We start from the raw sequence: 21782 nt of genomic DNA on the forward strand, positions 1-21782 counted from the left end.
ACGATCGCGGGCAGCCGCCAGCGGCGGCGAGAGGAGGGCGATGTGCGGGGCAAGAAAGCTCAGCCCATCGGGCCGAGGAACAGCAGCGGATCAAGCCGGGTATCATTCCATTTGATACCCCAGTGAAGATGCGGCCCGGTCGCACGGCCGGTGGCGCCGATATCGCCGATATGCTGGCCCTGCCGCACCCGTTCGCCTTCGCGCACGACGATCTTCGAACAATGCAGGAAGGCGCTGTTCAGCCCCATCCCATGGTCGATGATCAGCAGATATCCTTCCAGCGAAAACGGCGATTCGGCGGCCAGCACCACCACCCCATCGGCCGGTGCCACGAACGGCGTGCCGGTGCGGGCCGCGATATCCAGCCCGGAATGATAGGCGGCCGGTTCTCCGCGATAGACGCGCTGCGAACCGAAGCGGCCGGATATGCGCCCGGTGGCGGGCCAGATGAAATCCTGCGCCCAGCCATCGCTTGGCGCATTGACCGCGCGCGCTGCCTCGATCCGCGCCAGTTCGGGCCGCCGCCGCGCCATGAACGCCTCGGTCGCGCCGCCCGGCGCGCGCGCGACATTGACATGTTCGATTTTCCAGGCGCGCGGCGTGATCGTCAGCGGGGTGTCGATGGTCTGCCCATTGCGCAGCGTTGCGCGGAGCAGGGCGGACGTTCCCGCATCACGGTCGAACGCTGCGAAGAAGCGGCCATCGGCCGTCACGGTCAGTGGCTTGCCGGAAAGGCTGGCCGATACCGCGCCGCCGGGCACTTGGCCCCTGATCCAACCGCCCTGGGTCAGTTCGCCGGCGAAGGCGAAATTGGCCGGTCCGGTCGGTTGCACAGGCTGCAGTGGCGGGGCCAGCGCGGCCGGCGGAGGTGCCGTAGTCACCGGCGCGGCATCTGCCGTATCGCGGCTGCGGTTGTCGGGCGAAGGGGCAACGCAGGCGGCCACGGTCAGCAGCGCTGCCATGGCGACCGCAACCGAAAATGCCGCGCGGCGCATCACGCCTGTTCGAGGAAGCGACGGGTCGAAATTTCGGCGGAGGCGTAGGGTTCCTGCCGGTCCACGTTCCAGTAACGCAGATCCTGCAGCAGGATCTTTTCCCCGCTGACCGCGCAGGTCACGAAAGTGCCGGGGCGAATGACCCGGAACCCGCTCGGGCCATAGATCAGGGTGGCGGCTTTATCACCAGTGGTATTAAGCATGGGCGGGTCTTACCAAGCGCGGCCGGTCAAAGCAATTTGGGCTGTTCGGGTGCGGCACCGGCTGGCGGCGAAGCGGGCTTGTCCCGCGTTGGGCGGCGCGGCGCATCGCCGGTGCCCACGCGCAATTCGCCATCGCCGAACCGCAGCGTCAGTTCCGCTTCCTTGCGCGCATCGGCGGCGCGGGTCACGGGCCGGCCCGTCTGATCCAGCACCATGGCGTAACCGCGCTGCAGCGGGCGTTCGGGGTGCAGCTGCCCGGCCAGCCGCTGCAGCGCGGCCAGCTGCTCGCCGCGCTGGGCGATGGCGCGGGTAATGACTGCCGGATTGAGCCGGGCGGCGTTCAGCCGTTGCTGCGCCTGGGTGATGCGCGATTTCAGCAAGGGGGCGGAAAGCCGCGCCTTGTCGGCCTGCAGCCGGTCGCGCGCGATGCGGGCGCGATCGCCCAGCCCCCGCCGCAGCCGTTCACCCAGATCGTCCAGCCGCTGCTGAGCCTGGGCGGCCAGGGCCTCGGGGCGGGGCAGCCGCGCCACGCGCGCTTCCAGCCGTTCGCGACCCAGCTGTACCGGGCGCAGTGCGCATCGGCGCTGGCGCAGGCCGAATTCCTCCAGCATCATGGCCAGATCGCGCAGCACCGGCACGGCCATTTCCGCCGCTGCCGTGGGGGTCGGGGCGCGGCGGTCGGCGGCGAAATCGGCCAGGGTGGTGTCGGTTTCATGGCCGACCGCGCTGATCACCGGAATGGACGAATCGGCGATGGCGCGCACCACCACTTCCTCGTTGAAGCCCCACAGATCCTCGATCGATCCGCCGCCGCGCGCCACGATCAGCAGATCGGGGCGCGGCACCGGGCCGCCCGGCGCCAGATCGGAAAATCCGCGCACGGCATTGGCCACCTGCTCGGCGCTGCCCTGGCCCTGTACCAGCACCGGCCACACCAGCACATGGCTGGGGAAGCGATCGGCCAGCCGGTGCAGGATGTCGCGAATCACCGCGCCGGTGGGTGATGTCACCACGCCGATGACGCGCGGGATGAAGGGGAGTGGCCGCTTGCGTCCCTCGGCAAACAGCCCTTCGGCTTCCAGCCGGCGGCGGGTCTTTTCCAGCAGCGCCAGCAGCGCGCCTTCGCCGGCGATCTCCATCGCCTCGATCACGATCTGGTATTTCGATCGGCCGGGATAGGTCGTCAGCTTGCCCCGCGCGATCACCTCGATCCCGTCTTCGGGCAGGAAATTCAGCCGCTGGCAATTGCCGCGCCACATGATCCCGTCGATCACCGCGCCATCATCCTTCAGCGCGCAATAGAGGTGCCCGCTGGCCGCGCGTTTCACGCCCGACAGTTCGCCGCGCAGCTTCACATTGCCGAAACGGTCTTCCACCGTGCGTTTCAGCATGCTGGAAATCTCGGTGATGGAGAGCGGTGCAGCGTTGTCCCCCGGCTGCGGCTTGGCTACCAGCCCCCCACCGGATTGATCATCACTGCTAAAAAAAGGACCGGGCATGAATATCCTGCTGTTGGGATCGGGCGGGCGCGAACATGCGCTGGCATGGAAGCTGGCGCAATCCCGGTTGCTTGCCGATGGCGGCACGCTGTATGCGGCTCCGGGCAATCCAGGAATTGCCGAATTTGCGCAACTGGTGAAACTCGACGTGACCGATCACGCCGCCGTGACCGCATTCTGCGATGCGCAGGGCGTGGATTTCGTAGTCGTCGGGCCCGAAGCGCCGCTGGTGGACGGGCTGGCCGATACGCTGCGCGCCGCCGGCATCGCGGTGTTCGGCCCCAGCAAGGAAGCGGCCCAGCTGGAAGGCAGCAAATATTTCACCAAGGCGCTGTGTGATCGCGCCGGCATCCCCACCGCCGGCTATGCCCGCACCACCAGCCTGGAACAGGCGATCGGCGCGCTCGACGGCTTTGCCCCGCCCTATGTGCTCAAGGCCGACGGCCTGGCCGCGGGCAAGGGCGTGGTGATCGCAGCCGACCGGGCAGAGGCAGAGGCAGCGCTGGCCGATATGTTCGGCGGCTCGCTCGGCGCGGCCGGGGCAGAGGTCGTGATCGAGGAATTCATGGAAGGGGAAGAAGCCAGCTTCTTCGCCATCACCGATGGCATCACCATCATGGCGTTTGGCAGTGCGCAGGACCACAAGCGCGTGGGCGAAGGGGATACCGGCCCCAACACCGGAGGCATGGGCGCCTATAGCCCGGCCCGCGTGCTGACGCCGGATATCCGCGCCAAGGCGCTGACCGATATCATCGCCCCGACCGTGCAGACCCTGGCCAGCGAAGGCCGCCCCTATTCGGGCGTCCTCTATGCCGGGCTGATGCTGACCGACGAAGGGCCCAAGCTGGTCGAATACAATTGCCGCTTCGGCGATCCCGAATGCCAGGTGTTGATGATGCGGCTGGAAAGCGATCTTGGCGAATATCTGCTTGCCTGCGCGGAAAACAGCCTCGCCACCATGCCGCCGGTGAAGTTCTCCGGCGATACGGCGCTGACGGTGGTGCTGGCGGCCGATGGTTATCCCGATACCCCGCAGAAGGGCGGAACGATCGACAATATCGCTGCCGCACAGGCCGATGGCGCGCGCGTGTTCCATGCCGGCACGGCGCTGCAGGGCGATCAGCTGGTCGCCAATGGCGGGCGCGTGCTGAATGTCACCGCGCGTGGCGCCAGCGTGGGGGAAGCGCAGGCCGCTGCCTATCGCGCGGTCGATGCGGTGGAATTTCCCAGTGGGTTCTGCCGCCGCGATATCGGCTGGCGCGAGGTGGCCCGCGAACAGCAGGGCTGATCGCTCAACGACAAAAAAGGGGCCCGGTTCGCTGGAACCGGGCCCCTTTTTTGTGTCCTTGTCGCAGGGTCAGCGGGTTTCGGGGTGCACCCCGGCAGCCTGCGGTTCGGCCAGTTCATCCTGCCCGGCCAGCTTGTCATCGCTGTCGACCAGCGTGTCGAGATGCATCAGCTTCTTGATCAGCGGGCTGATGATGAGAACGGCCACACCAACGCCGATCGCGACCCAGCCGATCTGGTCATAGACGGCCATCACCACGGCCCGTCCGGCGCCTTCGCCCGATGCGGCTTCCGAACCGGTCGCTGCGGCGATCAGCCCGGCGGCGAAATTGCCGGTGGCAGAGGCGAAGAACCAGGTGCCCATGATCAGCGATGCCATATGCGCCGGGGCCAGCCGGTTCATGGCGCTCAGGCCCACAGGGGACAGGCACAGTTCCCCGGTGGTGTGCAGCAGATAGATCAGGAAGATGAAGATCACCGGGATGGCGGCACTGCCGGCCGCATTGGCGCCGGCCACCAGTACCAGGAAGCCCAGGCCCAGCTGGATGATCGCCAGGCCGAACTTGGCCGGGGCCGAGGGTTCCAGCCCCTTGCGCGCCAGCTTGGTCCATGCCCAGGCGAACAGCGGCGCCAGCAGCACGATATACATCGCATTGAGCGACTGGAACATCGATGCGGTCGGTTCCCAGCCCAGGATGGTGCGGTCGACATGGCGATCGGTCAGCAGGCTGAGCGAGGAACCGGCCTGTTCGAACAGCGCCCAGAACAGGATCGAACCCACGATCATGAACATGGCGGCAAAGATCCGGTCACGATCTTCATGACGGCGGCCGATCGACTGCCAGACGATCACCAGCAGGGCGAGGCCAAAGCCGGCCAGCGCCAGATTCTGCGCCGCGTCGCCGGTGATGGTGCCCACGAACATCAGCACGAAGGCGCCAGCTGCCATCACTCCGCCCAGCATGAACAGGCCCAGCGGCAGCTTGGGCGCGGCGGCGAAGGAGCCATAGGTGAACTGGAAGGTGGCAATCCCCAGCACATAGAGCACCAGGACAGAGCCGGCGATGCCCAGCAGCGTGCCGACGATGGCCTGGTTCTGCACCAGCCACCAGCACACGGCGACGGCGACCAGCCCGGCCAGATAGAGCAGCCATTCCAGCTTGATGCCCATCACCGGCCTGGCCAGCAGCGCCGGATCGTTCGGTTCGCCCCGGCCCATCAGCAGCGGCTTGAACGCCACGAACACCACCAGGCCCAGCAGCATGCCGACCCCGGCCGCACCGAAGCCGTAGGACCAGCCGTAGGTTTCCCCCAGATAGCCGCACAGCAGCGAGCCGAGGAAAGCACCCAGGTTAATTCCCATGTAGAAGATGGTGTAGGCGCCATCGCGGCGGATATCGGTGCGGGGATAGAGCTGGCCCACGATCACGGAGATATTGGCTTTCAGAAAGCCGGAACCCACGATGATGAAGCTCAGCGCCAGCCAGAACATGTTGAGCGCGCCGGCATCCTGCCCGCCATCGCCCTCGAAACCCATCAGCAGATGGCCGAATGTCAGCAGCAGCGCGCCATACATCACCGCCTTGCGCTGCCCCAGCCAGCGATCGGCCAGATAGCCGCCGAGCACGGGGGTGATATAGACCAGCGCGGTATAGGCGCCGTAGATGACGCCCGATTGTTCGTCCGAAAACAGCCAGTGCTTGGTCAGGTAGAAAATCAGCAGCGCGCGCATGCCATAGTAGGAAAAGCGTTCCCACATTTCGGCAAAGAACAGCACGAACAGGCCCTTGGGATGGCCCAGAATCGTCCCGCGTGCATCGCCGCTTTCGGCGTATTGGTTTGCCATGATTATCCCCAGACCCCAGCAAAGCGTAAAGGAGGCAAATTAGCGCAACGAATGCACATGTGAAGCATATTTTGTTGCAGGCGAAACTTGCCACACCAGAGTGGCCGGTGGTCCGCCAGCTTGACCTGCTCCGCTGTATTATGCCACTGCATCACCCCATGGCCGACACTCGCCCTGTCTATCTGCGTTTGCGCGACGATATTGCCGCAGCGATCATCGACGGGCGTTACGCCGAAGGGGCGATGCTGCCTTCAGTTCGGGCGCTGGCGGTGGAACAGGGCGCCAATCCGCTGACCGTGGCCAAGGCCTATCAGCAGTTCCAGGCCGATGGCCTGATCCAGGTGCAGCGCGGTGTCGGCATGTTCGTTGAACATGGTGCGGCAGAGCGACTGCGGCAGACGGAGCGGGAAAATTTCCTGCAGAACGAATGGCCGGAGCTGCGAACCAAACTGGCGAGATTGCGGGTTAATCCGTCAGAATTATTCGATAAGTTATGATTTATAGCAATCGCGCGCATTATTTTTGCTATATGGCATTGCGAATGTGTCCCGCCTCTGCCACTCTGTCTTCGAGGGCGCATCTGCGGATGCAGCCGCACAACGCGGCGTAAAACATGAAGCAGTAATACATCACCGGGTGGAGTCATTCTGCTCGGGAAAGGGGCGATGATGATCCGATCCGAACTCCTGTTGGCGCTGGCCGCCGATAATCCCGATTTGCGACCCGAAGAGGTGGAGCAGGTGGTGGAAATCTTCTTCGACGAGATCGCTGCCCGTCTGGCAGATGGCGGTCGGGTCGAACTGCGCGGCTTCGGCACCTTCTCCACGCGTCAGCGCGATGCCCGCAACGGGCGCAATCCCCGCACTGGTGATTCCGTGGATGTGCCGGCCAAGCGCGTGCCCTATTTCAAGCCGGGCAAGGAAATGCGCGAGCGGCTGAACGCCGACTGATTTCCGCTGCGGTGAACGTTGCGCCGATCGCTTCGCTCACCGTCAAGACAAGCCGGCTGATCAGTCACTACCCTGTCCCCGAACGGGGGGATGGTGGGCATGACGCAGATATCGTCAGTACAGGATTCGGCAGAAACGGGGGCACCTGGCGGGCGCAGCTATGAATTGCGCGTGCTGGTGCTGCTCGGGCTCGCCTATGGCTTTGCCTATTTCGACCGCATGGCGATGACGTTCCTCTCGCCCTTCGTGGCGCGGGAACTGGTTCTTTCCAACACGGAAATCGGCGCGCTCGGATCGGGGCTGTCGGTCACCTGGGCGTTGGGCGCCTTCTTCGTCGGTCGCTGGTCGGATTCGATCGGCCGCCGCAAGCCGTTCCTGCTGGGCGCGCTGGTGCTGTTTTCCTTCTGCTCGGTGCTGTCCGGCCTGTCGTGGAGCTTCGGCACGCTGTTCGCCACCCGCGTGGTGATGGGCGCGGCGGAGGGGCCGTTTCTGCCCATCTGCCTGGCAATCATGGTCGCCGCATCGGCTGACAGCCGCCGGGGCCTCAATGCCGGTATCGTCCAGAATGTCTTTGGTTCGATCCTCGGCACGGCGCTGGCGCCGGTCCTGCTGGTGTGGATCGCCGAACATTTCGGCTGGCGCGAAGCCTTCTACATGGCTGGCATCCCCGGTCTGATCCTGGCCGTGCTGATCTGGCGCCTCGTCGATGAGCCGCCAGCTGCGCCCAGGCAGGCGGCTGTCGCAACCGGTGTGCCAAGACCTGACTGGTGGCAGATGCTGGCCCAGCGCAATATCGCCATCTGTTCGCTCATCAGCTGCTGCGCGGTGGGATCGGCGGTGATCGGCTCGATCTTCATGCCGCTCTATCTCGACGGGCCGCTCGGCCTGCCGCCCGCCACCTGGAAATGGGTGATGTTCTGCATCGGCTTCTGCCCGGCCGTGGGCGGCGTGCTGGTCACTGCGCTGTCGGATCGGGTGGGGCGCCGCCCGCCGATGATCGTGTTCGGCCTGCTGATGGCGCTGGCCCCGCTTTCGCTCCTGTTCTTCCGGGGTCCGGTGGAGGTGCTGACCCTGCTGATGTTCGTCAGCTGGATGGGGCTGGGCATCTTCCCGCTGTTCATGGGGGTGATCCCGGGTGAAACGCTCGGCCGGGGGCTCGCCGCCACGGCCATGGGGCTGGTGGTGGCGGTGGGCGAACTGACCGGCGGCGTGTTCGGGCCGCTGGTTGCCGGCCTTTTGGCAGACAATTATTCACTGGCCGTACCGATGTGGTTACAGGCAGGGCTGTCACTGACAGCCGGGGCGGCCGGGATCTTCCTGCGGGAAACCAATCCCCGCCTGGCCCACGCCGCCTGACCGGAAAGGAATGGCCCCGCCGGGGTGTGAACATGGAAAAACGTCAGGTCGTGATCGTGGGCGCGGGCCCGGTCGGGTTGCTCACCGCGCTCGGCCTCGCGCGGCAGGGGATCCAGGTCACCGTGCTCGATGCCGAAACGGAGGTGATCCGCGCGCCGCGTGCCTCGGTCTATTTCCACACCACCCTGTCGGTGCTGCGCAAGCTTGGTCTGGATGATGACGCCCATGCCGTGGGTGAACCCTCGCATCTGTTCATGATGCACTGGCCAGCCAGCGGCGATGTCATGCGATCAGACATGCGCGACGCGCTGGATCCGGGGCAGGAATTCGATCACAATCTCCATTTCGGGCAGGATCTGCTGGCCGATATGGTGCTGCGCCATCTCGCCGCTCACCCGCATGCAGAGGTGTTGTGGGATCATACGGTAACCGCGCTGGGCCAGGTCGAAGGATCGGCCCGGGTCAAGGCGGATACCGAAGAGGGCGAGCGCGTGTTCGAAGCCGATTGGGTGATCGGCGCCGATGGCGCGCGATCCGGCGTCCGCAGCCTGCTGGGCCTGCCGTTCGAAGGATTCACCTGGCCCGAACGGTTCGTGGCCGCAAACATCAGCTATCCCTTTGCCGAATGCGGCTTCGCCAATGCCAATATGGTGGTCGATCCGGTCAATTGGGCGGTGATCGCCCGGCTTGGACAGGGGAATCTGTGGCGGGTCACCTTTGGCGAGGATGCCGATTTGCCCGAACGCAGCCTGGCGAATCGCCTGCCGGGGCGGCTGGCGCAGATTCTGCCCGATCCGGCCCTGCCGCATGTGGTGCATGAATTTTCGCCCTATCGCGTGCATCAGCGCTGCGCCCCGCGTTTCCGCGTCGGCCGGGTGCTGCTGGCCGGCGATGCGGCCCATTCCTGCAACCCCTGTGGCGGCATGGGGCTGACCAGCGGGGTGCTGGATGCCGATATGCTGTCTGACGCGCTGGGCGCGGTGATCGCCGGGCGCGGTGGGGAAGATCTGCTGGATTTCTACGCCGCCGAACGCCGCCGCGTGTTTCAGGATGTCGCCGCGCCACTCTCCGCCCATTTCAAGCGTCTTCTATCCGAAAGCGACCCGGCGCAGCGGGAGGCGGACAAGCAGGCGATGCTGGCCGGCGCGCGCAAGGGCGGGGCGGAGATCCGCTCCTCCTCCCTCGCCGAACGGATCAGGGGCAATCCGCTGCCGCTTTGATTGACTCGAGACTTAGCGACCGGGCTCGATCCGCCGCGCCCGGCTGAACGCCATCGCAGACAGCACCGCCGGCACCGCCATCGCCGCGCAGACGGCCAGCAGCCCCACGCCTTCGCCCAACAGCCAGCCGCCAGCCAGCGGGCCGAAGATCGAACCCACCCGACCGGCGGTGGTCGCAAAGCCCAGCCCGGTGGCGCGCAATTGCGGGGGGAAGGCATAGGCGATCGTCAGCCAGTTCGCCGTCGCCGATCCGAACAGCGCGGCCCCGATCAGCGGGGCCAGGATCATCAGCGCGCTGACATTGCCGACGAAATGCCCGAATGCGGTGATCAGCACGGCCAGTGCCAGCATGGTGAACCACATCATGCGCTTCACCCCGATCACCCCGCACAGGAAACCGGCGGTCATGCCGCCGACGATCCCGCCATAGCTGACCCAGGCGGAATAGCGGGCCCCCAGTTCATCGGACAGCTGTTCCTGCGCCACCAGCGGCGGGCCCCAGTTGATGATGAAATACCAGGCGAACATGTTCAGCGCGTGGGCCAGGAACAGGATCAGAAAGGTGGAGCGGTGCACCGGCTGCAGCACATCGCCCAGCGCGCTGGATCCGCTGTCCTGCGGGCGCGGGGGCAATTGGCTGATTTCCGGCACGCGCATGCGGCGCAGCACGCGGTTGGTGGTGGCCAGCGCCCCGCGCGGCTGGCGCGTCAGCAGGAAATCCAGCGATTCGGGCAACCACAGGAAGGCGATCGGAAACAGCATGGCGGACATGCCCGCGCCCACCCAGAATATCCCCCGCCAGCCATAGCCATCCAGCACCGCCACCGCGACATAGGCGCCGATGATCGTGCCGACCGGATAGGCGGCGGCCACCGTGCTGGCGGCGAATTCGCGCCGTTTCTGGCTGGCATATTCCAGCGCCAGCGTGCCCGCCGTGCTCGTCATCCCGCCGATACCGACCCCGGTGATCAGCCGCGCGGCGGCCATCATGGTGAAACCGTCGGACACGGCGGATATCGCCATGCCCGCGCTCATGAACAGCAGGCAGATCAGGATCGCCGGGCGCCGCCCCCACTGGTCGGCCACGGGCGATACGCCCAGCGCGCCCACGGCCATGCCGATCAGATTCATGCTCAACAGCGTGCCCAGTTCAGCCGGGCTAAGCCGCCAGTCCCGCGTCAGCGCCGATCCGGCCTGGGCCAGTGCCAGAATATCATAGCCGTCGATCATGTTGATCAGCACGCACAGCCCGATCACCCCATATTGCTTGAGGTTCATCGGCCGTTCGCGCAGCGTGGTGCGCGGGTCTGTGCCGGATGCATATCCGGCTGCCGGCGTTTCGCTTGCCACCAAGACTGTTCTCTCCCGTCACCACTATGCTGCGGCCCTGACAGGCTATGCCGGGCGCCGTCGCGCGCCAAGGGAACCAGCGAAGGAGAGGTTGGCGGTGAGCGAAACCCAGACCGATGGATATTCCGATAAAAAGGCCAGCGCGCGCGACGTGCAGACGATGATGAAATATGTCGTGCGCGGGGAAAAGGCGACCTTCCACCCCGGTGACCGGACCAAGAGCTACTGGCCGGGGGAAGACCATCCCGTGACCATCCATGACGTCCGCCCGATCGCCGATCAGCTGGCCTTCGATCGCAACGGCTTCGTCCTGGCCACGGGCGCCAGCACGGTGCAGGATTTCACCCAGCCGGCGCAGCAGGATCTTTATGCCCGGGAGACAGAGGCGCTGGTGAAGCGACTGACCGGGGCCGACAAGGTGATAGGCTTCGGGGCGATGATCCGCACCAATGCCGGCGGCACCCATGGCCATAACCAGCCTGCCCATGGCGCGCATGTCGATTACGGCGCGCGCACGGTGGCCGATTTCACCCGCGATCTGCTGCCTGCGGAGGAGGCGGAGGAACGGTTGGCGCGGCGGCATATGCTGCTCAATGTCTGGCGCCCGATCGTGCCGGTCGAAAGCGCGCCCTTTGCCGTCTGCGATGCCAGCACGGTGCGGCGCGAGGATCTGTTCGACAGCGAAGTGGTCGGCGGGCTGGGCGATTTCGGGCGCCGCTCGCTCTGGGGCTTCAATCTCGCCTGGCGGCCCGATCACCGCTGGTACTGGGTGCCGGACATGCAGCCCGAAGAAGCGCTGGTGTTCAAGCTGTTCGACAGCGATCCCGATGCGGTGCAGTTCACCGCACACAGCGCCTTTGACGATCCCACCGCCAAGCCCGGCGCCGCCCCGCGCCAGAGCATCGAACTGCGCACCATCGCCTATCTCTAAGGCGCGGATTGGCCAGTCTTCGCGCGCTGCCAAAAGATTTTCGCCCCGGCGCAAGCTGGCGCGGCGCGGCGCGGCCTAGACTTCGGGGCAAGGAGCAGGAGAGTTCATGGCACAGGCCGTTCTGGACGAAGTGATCGCGGCGCAGGGCCATCAGGTGCCGGTGCATGGGCGTTATGATCCGCAATTTGCCGCACTGGCCGATGCCTTCATCGAAAACTTCCAGCAGGAAGAGGAACTGGGCGCCGCCGTCTCTGTCGTGATCGACGGGGAAACCGTGGCCGATCTGTGGGGCGGCCATGCCCGTGCTTCGCGGCAGCAGGAATGGGGCGAACACACCACCGTCTGCATGATGAGCGTGGCCAAGGGCGTCACCGGCATCTGTTTCAACATGCTGATCGATGCCGGGCTGGTCGATCCCGATGAACGCGTCGCCCGCTACTGGCCCGAATTCGCCCAGGCGGGCAAGATCGACATTCGCGTGCGCCATATTCTCGATCACACCGCCGCGATTCCTGTGCTGACCACCGATGTGATGCAGCCGGGCGGGTTCTTCGATTACCCCGCCTACATCCGCGCACTGGAGGTGCAGGAACCGCTGTGGCAGCCGGGCACGCGGGCGGCCTATCACGTGCACAATCAGGGATTCCTGCTCGGCGAAATCATGCGCCGGGTCACGGGCATGAATGTCGGCAGTTTCCTGCGCCGCCATGTCACCGGGCCCTTGCAGGCCGAATACTGGATCGGCGGTATGTCCGCCGATGAACAGGCGCATGTCGCCGAAGTGCTGCCCAACACCGGCGCGCGGCTGTTCGCGGCCAAGGATCAGGCGCTGCCCGAACGGCCAACCACGCCCGAAGGGTGGCAGGATGGTGCCGTGCTGCGCAGCTTCGCCTTCCTCCAGAACCCGAGCGAACCCTGGTATGACACGATGAACTCACCGCGCTGGCGCGAGGTGGAGATTGCCAGCGGTTCCGGCCACGGCAATGCCCGTGCGGTCGCGCGGATCTATGGCGCCACTGTCGGTACGGTCGACGGCGTCAGCCTGCTGTCCCCGCATCAGCTGGCGGCGATGATCACCGAGCAGCACAACCAGACCGAGCTGCTGCAGGAACGCCCCTATCACCAGGCGCTGGGTGTGCTGCTCAACACGCCGGAGGCGGTGTTCATGGGCCCCAATCCGCGCAGCTTCGGCCATCATGGCCTGGGCGGTTCGATCGGTTTTGGCGATCCCGACCGGCGGATCGGTTTTTCCTATTGCTGCAATCAGATGCACGCCGTCGGCACCAATGGTCCGCGCGCGAAGCGGCTGATCGATGCCCTCTATTCGGTTTTGTGAAGGACGATACGATGGATCAGGAACTGTTCGACAAGGGTATGAAAATTCGCCGCGAGGTGCTGGGCGATGCCTATGTCGACCGCGCGCTGTCGAAATCCGGCCCGTTCAACGATCCGCTGCAGGAACTCGTCACCACCTATTGCTGGGGCTGGTGCTGGGGGCGCGACGGGCTGGAAAAACGCGATCGCAGCCTGATCAATCTGGCGATGATCGCCGTGCTCAACCGCGGGCATGAGCTCAAGGCGCATATTCGCGGCGCGCTCAACAATGGGCTGACCCGTGAACAGATCCGCGAAGTGCTGCTGCAGGTCGGCATTTATGGCGGCATCCCGGCGACGGTCGACAGCTTCCGCCTGGCCAATGAAGCCTTCGCCGAAATCGACAGCGAAGCGCAGGATGGCGCCGCCTGATGGACGATTTGGCACGCCTGCTGATCGAACGCGAATGCGCGCGGCTGCCGCTGCTGTTCGCGCTGCATGCCGATCAGGGCGATCACGCGGCGCTGGCGGCGCTGTTCACCCACGATTGCGTGTTCGCCCGGCCGTTCCAGCCCGATCATCCGTTTCACGGGCGCGATCGGGTGCAGGCGATCTTCCGCGATCGGCCGCCGATCCTGGTGCGCCACATCGTTACCAATGTGCTGGTCGATGTCGTGAATGCGGATGAGGCGCGCGGCACCAATTATCTCGCCATGCTGTCCAGCCATGCCGCCGTCACCCCGCCGCAGGAAGCCGGGGGATTGTATGTTGGCGGTTTCGAAGATCGCTATGTCCGCACGGCAGACGGCTGGAAATTCGCCAGCCGACGCGGATCGGTGGCGCTGCACCAAGGTGGGGCGATGCCGGTAATCCCGCCGCCCAGCGACGAGGCGCGCGGCCTCTAACAAGCATCGAAAAACGGCCCATGACGAGGCCGATGGAGAGACGATCATGACCATCACCGCCAAGAACGCCAATGAACAGCTGGTGCTCGATTTCTTCAAAGTCCTGTCCTCCGGCGATCTGGAGGCCTTGCGCGCCTTCTTCCACGATACATCGGTCTGGCAGCCCAAGGTGAAGGAAATTGCCGGTGCTGGCGAACATGTCGGCATGGCCATCATCGATCTGTTCCTCGCCCCGGTGCGCGGGATGTTCGAACAGGGCGATCCCAAGATCCATGTCACCCATCTGTTTTCCGATGGTCCCACGGTGGGGGTCGAATCCTATTCGGTGGGCAAGACGATGGACGGCAAGGTCTATGAAAATGACTACGCCTGGGTCTTCACCGTCTCGAACGGCAAGATCGACCGGATGCACGAATATATGGACAGCCATTACACGGCCAAGCTGTTCGGAATGGAATGATGGGCCGGTTCGACGGGCAGCCGATCCTGATCTCCGGCGCCGGGCGTGGTCTTGGCGAAGGCATCGCCCGGCACCTCGCGGCAGAGGGCGCGCTGGTCGGGGTGGCGGATATCCAGGTGGACAATGCACGCGCCATCGCCGCCTCCATCCGCGATGCTGGCGGGCAGGCCTTTGCCTATGGCGGGGATCTGGGGCAGCGCGGGCAGTATTTCAGCGTGGCAGAAGCGTTCCGTTACGACGCGGGGCCGCTGCGCGCGGTGATCAACAATGCCTCCGTGCTCGTTTATGAACCGATCGAGGATGTGACCGAGGAAACGCTCGACCGCATGCTTTCCGCCGGGCTCAAGAGTGTGTTCTGGGGCGTGCAGGCGTTCCTGGCCTATCGCGACGAGGATGCGCCCGGCAGCATCATCAATTATTCCTCTCCGGTCGCCTATCGCGGGCGCCCCAACACCGGCGCCTATACAACCATCAAGGCGGGTATCGCCGGGCTGACCAAGGTGCTGGCAGGCGAGTTGGGCCCGCGCGGCATCCGCGTCAACGCCATCGCCCCGGGCAGCGTGCCGACGCCGGCCACCGAAGGCTTCGTGACGGCCGAACAATATGCACAGCGCGCGAAGGGCATTCCCCTGCGCCGCAATGGCACGCCCGGCGATGTGGCGAAGGCGGTGTCCTTCCTGCTGTCGGACGATGCGGAATTCATCAACGGCGCGATGCTGGCTGTCGATGGCGGCATCATCGCTGCCGGTTGAAAGGAACGGGAATGATGCAGGTGTGGCAGGACAGGCTCGATCGGTTGCGGGCGGTCATCGAAGGCGATGTCGCACGCGGCGATTATTTCGGCCTGGTGCTGAAGGTGGCGCGCGGCGGGGACGTGGTGTTCGAAGAAGCCATCGGCGCGGCGGATGCCGATGGCACGCGCGCGCTGAAGACCGATGATGTGTTTTCGATCTTCTCGGTCACCAAGGCCTTCACCAATATCCTGATCCTCAAGGCGATAGAGGAGGGCCGCTTCGCGCTGACCACCAGGGTGCGCGACATGCTGCCCGAATTCACCGGCGCGCCGCGTGAAGACGCGACCTATTACCATCTGCTCACTCATACCGCCGGCATGCCCGGGGTCTGGTCGCCCAAGCCGGGCATGTATCTCGACCGGCTGGATGAGCTGTATGATGCGGTGATCGCCAATGTGCATGGCGCGGTGCCGCCGGGCGAACGCTGCGATTATTCGCCGCTGGTCAATCATGTGCTGATGGGGATGACGCTGGTGCGGCATGATCCCAAGGGGCGCGATTATCAGACGCTGCTGCGCGAAGATCTGTTCGATCCGCTCGGCATGACCAGCACCAGCATGGGGCTGCGCGCCGATCTGCAGCCGCGCCATGTGAAGCCGGATATGCGCGGAACGGTGCCGATCCAGCATCTCAGCCGCAATCTGCCCGGCGATCATGCGCTGTTCGAAGATCCGGCGACCGAAAGCCCGCATGTCGGCTGCGCCTCGACTGCCGGCGATCTGTGGCGCTTTGCCGAAATGCTCCGTCGTGGGGGCGAACTGGGCGGCACACGCATCCTGTCCCCGCGCATGGTGCAGGTCGCGCGGCAGGTGCATACGGGCGATCTGCCCAATGAACTCTACAAGGCGGCGCATCTGCGCGCCGGCTGGGCGGTGGCGCCGGCCTATATGGGGCTCGGCTTCAATGTGCGCGGCACGCGCATCGTCAATCACCAGCTCGGCACGCTCACCAGCCCGGAAACCTTCGGCAATTACGGCGCGGGCAGCACGCTGCTGTGGGTCGATCCCGCGCTCGACGTCAGCTTCGCGGCCTGCAGCGCCGGGGTGATGACGCAGACGGCCAATATCGAACGCTTCCAGAAGCTCAGCGATCTGGTGGTTTCAGCAATGACGTGACCCTGCACCGCATGGGCCACGCGCCCGCAGGAAGCAGGTCGGGAAAGGACAAACAATGAGCGACGCGGATATCATCATCATCGGGGCCGGCCACAATGGGCTGGTCGCCGGGGCCTATCTGGCCGTGGCGGGCAAGCGCGTGCTGGTGCTCGAACGCAATGAATGGTTCGGCGGCGGGGTGGTGACGCGGGAACTCACCCGCCCCGGTTTCCACCACGATCAGCATTCGATGAGCCACATCTTCATCCAGGGCAATCCGCTGCTGCTGGCGGACGAACTGGGGCTGAAGCGCAAATACGGGCTGCAATATGTCTTCCCCGACGTGCCGATGATGAGCGTTTGGGAAGATGGCACCACCCTGCCGCTGCATCGCGATCCGGCCAAATCGGCGGAGGCGATCCGCCGCTTTTCGGCCAGGGATGCCGATGCCTTCCTCGAACTCTCGCGTCAGGCTGCGGCCTGGCTGCCGATGGTGCAGGCCGGGCTCTATTCTCCGCCCATGCCGCAGGGCGCGCAGGCGGCGATGATGGACCAGAGCCCGGAAGGGCGCGAATTGTGGCGTACCATGCAGCTGTCGACCTTCGACCTGATGGAAGAGCTGTTCGAACATGAAAAGGTGCAGGCGCATTTCGCCCGCGTGGCCGGGGAAAACCTCGTCAGCCCGGACGAGAAATCGACCGGGATCGGCGCCTATGTCTTCCTCGGCTTCCTCGAAAAATTCGGCTTCGGCGTGCCGGTGGGCGGATCGGGCAGCCTCTCCGCCGCGCTGATCCGCTGTATCGAGGATCATGGTGGCAGCATCCGCAACAATGCCCAGGTGCGCGAAGTCACCAGCCAGGGCGAACGCGCCACCGGCGTGGTGCTGGATGATGGCACGCGGCTGACTGCGGGGGATGCCATCATCGGCGCGCTGCATCCGCATCTGCTGCCCGATCTGGTGCCCGGCGTGCCGGCGCATGTGGCGAAGAATGCCAAGCGCACGCATATCACCGATGCCGCCTGCTTCACCGTCCATGCCGCGCTCGACGGGCCGCTCCGCTTCAAGGCGGGCGATCTGTCGGCGGTGATGTATGAACTGATGCCCGACAGCTATGAAGTGCTGCGGCGCGGCTTCGACGATCTGCGCTATGGCGAATTCGTCCGTCAGCCGCTGGTCGGCGTGGGGCAGTTGACCCAGCATGATCCCAGCCGCTGCCCCGATGGCAAGGCGATTTTCCACGCCTGGGACTATGTGCCCTATAACCATCCCGAAGGCCGCAATTGGGATGAGGCGAAGGGCGATTATGCCCAGCGCATCATCGCGCGCATGGGCGATTTCATTGAAAACGTGCCCGATGTGATCCTGGATTTCCATGCCGACAGCCCGGTGGACATGGAACGCACCAGCCCCAGCTTCCTGCGCGGGGATCTGCATGGCATCGCCACTCCGCCCTATCAGTCGGGCGCGCACCGGCCGACGCCTGAACTGGGCCAGTACCGCGTGCCGGGTGTGGACCGGCTCTATCTGGTCGGCCCGTTCCAGCATCCGGGCGGCGGCGTGTTCGGCGCCGGGCGCGCCACGGCCATGGTCGCGGCGGAGGATCTGGGCATCGAATTCGACCGGATCGCCGTGGCATGAAGATCTTTTCCGCCGACAAATCCGAACTGATGCAGGTCACCACGATCGAGCGGAAGGGCGATGATCTGGTGCTGAAGGGCAAGGTGTTCGGCACCATGCCGATGACGGCCCTGCTGACCCCGGAACAGGCGCGCGCCTTCATGAAGCTGCTGACGCCCAAGCTGATGTTCTTCCTCCTCACCCTGCCGTTTCGCAAAGGGCCCAATTGATGCGCCATGCCGGACAATCCATCATCGTCACCGGTGCGGCCGGGGCCATCGGCTTCGCCACGGCGGAAATCCTCGCCCGCGAAGGCGCGGAACTGCTGCTGGTCGATATTGACGGGGATCGGCTGGAAAGCCGCGCCGCCGGGCTGATCGATGCCGGCCATCGGGTGATCGCCCATCGCGCCGATTGCGCCGATCCGGCCGCGGTGGAAGGCTATGCCAGCGCTGCAATGACCGCCTTCGGCAAGATCGACGGCTTCTTCAACAATGCCGGGATCGAAGGCACGCTGTCGCCGACGCATGAATATGACATCGCCGAATTCGACCGGGTGATTCACGTCAATCTGCGCGGCATGTTCCTGGGCCTGCGCTTCGTGCTGCCTCACATGGTCGCCGCCGGGCGCGGCGCGGTGGTCAACACCGCCTCCATCGGCTCCGAACGCGGCCTCGCCGGCGCCTGCGCCTACAATGCGGCCAAGCATGGCGCCGTGGGCCTGACGCGCACGGCCGCCAGCGAGGTGGCGCAGCGCGGCGTGCGGGTAAACTGCGTGATGCCCGGCGTGATCGAAACCCCGCTGCTGGTCGGCATGCTGGAACAGATGTTCGACGGTGATGTGCAGGCCGGCATGGACAAGCTCGGCCAGGTCGCCACCCTCAACCGCGTCGGCCAGCCGCATGAAGTGGGCGAAGCCGTTGCCTTCCTGCTGTCGGACGCGGCCAGCTATGTGAACGGCGCGAAATGGGAAATCGACGGCGGCGCCCTGGCGACGATCAGGAACGATGTATGATGGGGTACGTGCGCCGATAAAGCCCGGCGCGTTGCTCCCGTCCAACTCCAGCAGACGGGGCCGCGCCGCCACCTCCAAGACGTCATCCTGAACTTGATTCAGGATCCATCGCGGGCGAAGGCGACGGTGTACCGCCTAGCTTCCCTCAAGCCCGCTGCCCGCTCCGGTAATTGCGCGGGCTGGTGTCGAACCGCCGCCGAAACGCGCGGCAGAAACTCGACAGATCGTTGAAGCCGGCGTCATAGGCCACCTCGGTCACCGTCACCTCCATGCCTTCGCGGCCCAGCCGGCGGGCGGCCAGTTCCAGCCGGCGGTCCTGGATGAAGGCGCGCGGGGTGGTGCCCATTTCGGCGAACAGCATCTGCACATAGCGGGCCGATACGCCCATGCGGCGGGCCAGCCGGTGCACGTCCAGATCGGGATCGGTCAGATCGGCTTCGACCGCTTCGAACAGCACGCGGCGCCGTTCGTCGCGGCGGCTGGTTTCGGTGCGCGGGCGGGTGTCGGCATAGGCCATGTCCAGCAGCGGCCAGATCGCTTCGCCCAGGCATTCGGCCCATTCGCCTTCGCCGCCTTCCTGCAATTCGGCCCAGGCATTGCGCAGGAACTGGGAAAACAGCGCGCCGGGTCCGCCCCGGCCCTTCACCGGAATGCCGATCTGGCTGCGCAGATGCGGCATGCGTTCCTCCACCGTCGCCAGCGGCAGGCGCAGCACGATCGCCTGGGTCGGTTCCTCGAAATGCAACCACAGCGGCTTGGCCGGATCATAGAGGACGAAATCCCCTTCCTCCAGCACGGCGGTGCGACCGCCCGTATGGTTGGTGGTTCGCCCGCGATGCTGCAATTGCAGGTTCAACACCCCGGCTTCGTGTTCGCCATCGCGATAGACCCGCGCCGGGCTGGATACGGGCGAGAGGATTTCGCATTCGCGCAACGCCCGGCGATAGATGCGGGCGTTGAACGGGCCCGCCCCCAAAGGCTCCACATGGAGCGGGGTGATCATTCGGCTCGCCACATCGTTCCAATATGGCAGACGGTCTGCAGCCGCGAGCGGTGCAGTGTTCATTTCTTCGAGAAGCGACATCGGCTTCCTTTCCCAATTGGCCTCTGTCGGACCCTTGTTGGAACGGAAGCTAGGCGGGAAAGGCCCTGCTTGGCAAGGTTGGGTTATAACTGATCTATTTTTGACGATCGATTTTAGGCGCGATCGGGATCCAGCCCGGCGGCTTCCTCCACCACCTTGGCAATGGCGGTGAAATCGGCCTCGGGCCCTTCACGCTGCAGGGTGCGTTGCAGATAATCGCGCACGATTTCGCCCAGCGGCAGGGGCACCTCGGCCGTGGCCGCCTCTTCCATCAGCAGATTGGTGTCCTTCAGGCTCAGCGCGGCGGCGAATCCGAAATCGAATGTGCGCGGCAGCACCGATTTGGGCCATTTGTCGCGCGTGGCCGAATTGATGCCGGTGGACTGGTTCAGCACCTCGATCATGCGCGCCGGATCCAGCCCGGCCTTGATGCCAAATGCCATGCCCTCTGCAGTCACGCCGATCGCCACCGCGCCCAGCAGATTGTTGATCAGCTTCATCGTCTGGCCCGCGCCCGGCGTCACCCCCATATAGATTGGCGTGCCGAACCGGCGCAGCAGCACCTCCAGCTGCGGATAGGGCACCTCCGGTCCGCCAATCATCAGCGACAGCGTGCCGTCATGCGCGCGGGATATGCCGCCCGATACCGGCGCGTCGAAGCTGGCGATGCCGCGCGGCGCCAGCAGTGCGTCCAGCTCCTTCGCCAGCGCCGGGCCGGATGTGGACAGGTCACAGATGATTTTCGGTGATCCGCCGGCGGCAATCGCCACCACGGCTTCCCGCACAATGGCCGGGGTCGGCAGGCTGGTGAACACCACATCGCATTGCGCGCCCAGCGCCTCGGCACTGGCCGCCGGTTCCGCCCCCTGCACCACCAGCGCGGCCACGGCATCGGGCGCGATGTCATGCACCAGCAGGCGGCCACACAGCGCCGGCTGGCCCAGCAGGCGCGCCGCCATGCCGGCGCCCATGCGGCCCAGGCCCAGGAACCCGATAACAGGGCCCGCAGTCGTGGTGGTGGTGCTCATAAACTCTCCAGGATCGGCTTGTGCGGGGGCAGGTCGACGCGGGCGATGCCATCGTCGGTGGGGAAACAGGCCAGTACCAGCGGGTCATGCCCGGGGATCAGATGGTCCAGCGATCCGCCGGCCAGCGCCAGCGCGCGCTGCTGCGCCTCATCGTAATCATCGGCATCGATATAGATCGGGAAGGGCAGGCGGCGGGTGATATTGGCGTAAAGATGCGCCGCATCGCTGGCCAGCACCACCGTGCCGCGCGCGGTTTCGCAGCAGACCACCTGCAGCCCGGCGGTATGGCCGGGGCACAGCCGCAAACTGATGCCGGGGGCGAATTCCGCATCGCCCGCATGGAACACCACATGATCGGCATAGAGCCGGCGGACCAGCTGGGCGATCGGTTCCCCATCGAAGGGCGCGCGTGTCGTGCCGTCGCCAATATGCGGCCCGGTGGCGAAGGCCATTTCCGCCGCCTGCACATGGAAACGGGCATTGGGGAAGGCGCTCAGCATGCCGGCGTGGTCGTAATGGAGATGGGTCAGGATCACATCCTGCACCAGCAGATGGTCGATCCCGGCCGCGCGCAACCCATCCACCACCGGGCGGATCATGCGCCGCCCGCGCGCCAGCGCCGCCTGTTCGCCGAAACCGGTATCGACCACCACCGGCGGATGTCCGGCCCGGTGAATCGCCCAGATATAATATTCCAGCGGCATCGGCCGGTCATGATCATCCACCGGCGCGGCAAAATTCTCCGCCGCGCAGCGTTCGTGTCTTGCATAACGAATGGCATCGATCCGGCAGACCGGCGCGGCACCATCTGCCGGCAGGGGGGGCGGGCTCAC

23 protein-coding genes are annotated in these 21782 nt (G+C 65.4%); 15 read left to right on the forward strand and 8 right to left on the reverse strand.

Translation table 11 applies throughout. The features are described 5' to 3' along the window. Positions 1–59 precede the first annotated feature (59 nt). From GRI97_RS00870 to xseA, 3 genes are read right to left on the reverse strand one after another with little or no spacing between them, the layout of a single operon-like run. Positions 60–995: a M23 family metallopeptidase gene (locus tag GRI97_RS00870; RefSeq protein ID WP_235917559.1), complete on the reverse strand. Its 936-nt coding sequence runs from the start codon at positions 993–995 to the stop codon at positions 60–62. Beyond that, positions 995–1198, reverse strand: coding sequence for a DUF2093 domain-containing protein (locus GRI97_RS00875; RefSeq protein WP_161389270.1), 204 nt, complete (start codon positions 1196–1198; stop codon positions 995–997). The genes GRI97_RS00870 and GRI97_RS00875 overlap by 1 nt, the downstream gene beginning before the upstream one ends. A 26-nt stretch (positions 1199–1224) precedes the next feature. After that, positions 1225–2697, reverse strand: a complete 1473-nt coding sequence (gene xseA, locus GRI97_RS00880) for an exodeoxyribonuclease VII large subunit (RefSeq protein ID WP_161389271.1) — start codon at positions 2695–2697, stop codon at positions 1225–1227. Between xseA and purD the strand changes: the two genes are divergently transcribed. Continuing rightward, positions 2696–3985, forward strand: a complete 1290-nt coding sequence (gene purD, locus GRI97_RS00885; RefSeq protein ID WP_161389272.1) for a phosphoribosylamine--glycine ligase — start codon at positions 2696–2698, stop codon at positions 3983–3985. The genes xseA and purD overlap by 2 nt on opposite strands. Positions 3986–4054: 69 nt before the next feature. Here the strand turns inward: purD and GRI97_RS00890 are convergent, their stop codons facing one another. Next, complete coding sequence (locus GRI97_RS00890; RefSeq protein WP_161389273.1) at positions 4055–5830, reverse strand: peptide MFS transporter; 1776 nt, start codon at positions 5828–5830, stop codon at positions 4055–4057. A 158-nt stretch (positions 5831–5988) separates the two neighbouring features. Between GRI97_RS00890 and GRI97_RS00895 the strand changes: the two genes are divergently transcribed. The 4 genes from GRI97_RS00895 (at position 5989) to GRI97_RS00910 (ending at position 9356) form a co-directional block, all read left to right on the forward strand. Then, positions 5989–6327: a GntR family transcriptional regulator gene (locus GRI97_RS00895; RefSeq protein ID WP_161390743.1), complete on the forward strand. Its 339-nt coding sequence runs from the start codon at positions 5989–5991 to the stop codon at positions 6325–6327. Between the two features lie 171 nt (positions 6328–6498). Beyond that, positions 6499–6780: an integration host factor subunit beta gene (locus tag GRI97_RS00900; RefSeq protein ID WP_161390744.1), complete on the forward strand. Its 282-nt coding sequence runs from the start codon at positions 6499–6501 to the stop codon at positions 6778–6780. A 99-nt stretch (positions 6781–6879) separates the two neighbouring features. Next, entirely contained in the window at positions 6880–8136 is a 1257-nt protein-coding gene (locus GRI97_RS00905; RefSeq protein ID WP_161389274.1) for an MFS transporter, read from the forward strand. 32 nt (positions 8137–8168) lie between these two features. Then, entirely contained in the window at positions 8169–9356 is a 1188-nt protein-coding gene (locus GRI97_RS00910; RefSeq protein WP_161389275.1) for an FAD-dependent oxidoreductase, read from the forward strand. Between the two features lie 12 nt (positions 9357–9368). Here the strand turns inward: GRI97_RS00910 and GRI97_RS00915 are convergent, their stop codons facing one another. Further along, positions 9369–10706, reverse strand: coding sequence for an MFS transporter (locus tag GRI97_RS00915; RefSeq protein WP_161389276.1), 1338 nt, complete (start codon positions 10704–10706; stop codon positions 9369–9371). Between the two features lie 97 nt (positions 10707–10803). Here GRI97_RS00915 and GRI97_RS00920 point away from each other — a divergent pair, with 97 nt between their 5' ends. From GRI97_RS00920 to GRI97_RS00965, 10 genes are all read left to right on the forward strand, one after another. Continuing rightward, on the forward strand, positions 10804–11637 hold the full coding sequence (locus tag GRI97_RS00920; protein ID WP_161389277.1) for a CmcJ/NvfI family oxidoreductase: 834 nt from the start codon (positions 10804–10806) through the stop codon (positions 11635–11637). A 106-nt stretch (positions 11638–11743) separates the two neighbouring features. Further along, a complete protein-coding gene (locus tag GRI97_RS00925; RefSeq protein ID WP_161389278.1) occupies positions 11744–12973 on the forward strand; it encodes a serine hydrolase domain-containing protein in 1230 nt (409 codons plus the stop codon). An 11-nt stretch (positions 12974–12984) separates the two neighbouring features. After that, positions 12985–13383: a carboxymuconolactone decarboxylase family protein gene (locus tag GRI97_RS00930; protein WP_161389279.1), complete on the forward strand. Its 399-nt coding sequence runs from the start codon at positions 12985–12987 to the stop codon at positions 13381–13383. After that, the gene (locus GRI97_RS00935) at positions 13383–13856 is read left to right on the forward strand and encodes a nuclear transport factor 2 family protein (RefSeq protein WP_161389280.1); all 474 of its coding nucleotides are present in this window, start codon (positions 13383–13385) and stop codon (positions 13854–13856) included. The genes GRI97_RS00930 and GRI97_RS00935 overlap by 1 nt, the downstream gene beginning before the upstream one ends. Before the next feature lie 46 nt (positions 13857–13902). Further along, the gene (locus GRI97_RS00940; RefSeq protein ID WP_161389281.1) at positions 13903–14316 is read left to right on the forward strand and encodes a nuclear transport factor 2 family protein; all 414 of its coding nucleotides are present in this window, start codon (positions 13903–13905) and stop codon (positions 14314–14316) included. Next, positions 14316–15068, forward strand: coding sequence for an SDR family NAD(P)-dependent oxidoreductase (locus GRI97_RS00945; protein WP_161389282.1), 753 nt, complete (start codon positions 14316–14318; stop codon positions 15066–15068). Before GRI97_RS00940 ends, GRI97_RS00945 begins: the two co-directional genes overlap by 1 nt. Before the next feature lie 11 nt (positions 15069–15079). Continuing rightward, a complete protein-coding gene (locus GRI97_RS00950; RefSeq protein ID WP_161389283.1) occupies positions 15080–16225 on the forward strand; it encodes a serine hydrolase domain-containing protein in 1146 nt (381 codons plus the stop codon). Between the two features lie 55 nt (positions 16226–16280). Next, on the forward strand, positions 16281–17843 hold the full coding sequence (locus GRI97_RS00955) for a phytoene desaturase family protein (RefSeq protein WP_161389284.1): 1563 nt from the start codon (positions 16281–16283) through the stop codon (positions 17841–17843). After that, positions 17840–18052, forward strand: a complete 213-nt coding sequence (locus tag GRI97_RS00960) for a hypothetical protein (RefSeq protein WP_161389285.1) — start codon at positions 17840–17842, stop codon at positions 18050–18052. Before GRI97_RS00955 ends, GRI97_RS00960 begins: the two co-directional genes overlap by 4 nt. Further along, complete coding sequence (locus tag GRI97_RS00965; RefSeq protein ID WP_161389286.1) at positions 18052–18837, forward strand: SDR family NAD(P)-dependent oxidoreductase; 786 nt, start codon at positions 18052–18054, stop codon at positions 18835–18837. The genes GRI97_RS00960 and GRI97_RS00965 overlap by 1 nt, the downstream gene beginning before the upstream one ends. A gap of 145 nt (positions 18838–18982) precedes the next feature. On the opposite strand, the gene GRI97_RS00970 is transcribed toward GRI97_RS00965, so the two are convergent. The 3 genes from GRI97_RS00970 to GRI97_RS00980 all read right to left on the reverse strand — a co-directional run bounded on the left by GRI97_RS00970 (position 18983) and on the right by GRI97_RS00980 (position 21782). Next, positions 18983–19921, reverse strand: coding sequence for a helix-turn-helix transcriptional regulator (locus GRI97_RS00970; protein WP_161389287.1), 939 nt, complete (start codon positions 19919–19921; stop codon positions 18983–18985). Positions 19922–20034: 113 nt separating this feature from the next. Beyond that, positions 20035–20949, reverse strand: a complete 915-nt coding sequence (locus tag GRI97_RS00975) for an NAD(P)-dependent oxidoreductase (protein WP_161389288.1) — start codon at positions 20947–20949, stop codon at positions 20035–20037. Next, positions 20946–21782: an N-acyl homoserine lactonase family protein gene (locus GRI97_RS00980; RefSeq protein ID WP_328598470.1), complete on the reverse strand. Its 837-nt coding sequence runs from the start codon at positions 21780–21782 to the stop codon at positions 20946–20948. The genes GRI97_RS00975 and GRI97_RS00980 overlap by 4 nt, the downstream gene beginning before the upstream one ends.

This window comes from Croceibacterium xixiisoli (assembly GCF_009827305.1).
GTDB classification, from domain to species: Bacteria; Pseudomonadota; Alphaproteobacteria; order Sphingomonadales; family Sphingomonadaceae; genus Croceibacterium_C; species Croceibacterium_C xixiisoli.